General features: G+C 40.3%; 1 protein-coding gene. It reads right to left on the bottom strand.

Annotated elements, in window-relative coordinates; all coding sequences use genetic code 11:
- Positions 1-54 precede the first annotated feature (54 nt).
- Positions 55-1,017, bottom strand: a 963-nt coding sequence (locus tag NJ959_RS17110; protein WP_254012948.1) for a DUF1822 family protein, incomplete at its 5' end; no start/stop codon positions are given.

The following is a 1,017-nucleotide window of genomic DNA, read 5'->3' as shown; positions in this document are numbered from 1 at the left end:
CTAGGGGCTTTCTTGCTATGGGCTATTTATTTGAGCAATTAGCCATTACCCATTTCATATTATAAATGCTTCTGTAATACTAGCCTCTCCTAACCCAATTTTAATACTAAATCCCTCACCCGGTTGTCCAGTAAATTCATATTGGATAAATGTATCCTTCTCTTTAGCAGTTATTTCCCGGAAGACTTCCCCAGATTCTGTCAGCACCATTAAATTCGTCTCAGGTGGCAATGGGCTTTGAGGCGGTAACTGATTTTCCTTGCCAAAGGGTAAAAGTAGCAAATGGATACCCAATTCTTCGGGATTTTCCAGTTTAAGAGTAAAAATTAAAGTAAGCTGATGAATATTTTTATTTGTTACCAACTCAATTAGTTTAGCCCGTCTTACCTCCATATTTCTATAGGCTAAACCAATAGTTTGGGGTGGCAGCAATTCCTCTACTGCTTGCCAACCTCTATCGAAAATATTTTGCCACCATTTACTCAAGTCAACAGGTGTCTTTTCAGGAGTAACGACTAAGTTTGATTCAAGTGTCTCTAATACATCAAAGAGAGTATCTAAAGGCTGAAGATCGGTAATTTTTAATTCATCTAGTGAATTAGCAGCCAATGGTGGGGCGAATCCGAGGAGTTGCGCTTCTTGGAGGCGATCGCAAAATTGAATTACAATATAACCAATCCGATCCTTTGTTACTTCCGGTGGTAAAGTTAATCTAGTTTCCCCTGAAAGTATGGGGCGACATTCTAATTTTCCTAAATTGGGCACAACTAAATCCGCTACATCAAATAGGGCACGCAAACCAGGATGCCAACTATCACTATTGCTGGGTTCACTTTCAATTTGTAACCATTTGAGATAGCGGTGAACTGCCCAAACTGATAAAGTATTTAGATATACTCCCATCCCTTTTTCTGGGGTGAGTTGTTGGGCGGCAAATTGTCGCGCCATATCGTGGATGCTGCTATTGAGGGGGATTGTGAGATTAGGGGTGTTCATTTTGTTCGTAATTTGGGGTGA

The sequence above is a fragment of the Limnofasciculus baicalensis BBK-W-15 genome, assembly GCF_024178385.1.
GTDB classification, from domain to species: domain Bacteria; phylum Cyanobacteriota; class Cyanobacteriia; order Cyanobacteriales; family Coleofasciculaceae; genus Limnofasciculus; species Limnofasciculus baicalensis.
This window is presented reverse-complemented; position numbering and strand designations above follow the sequence as displayed.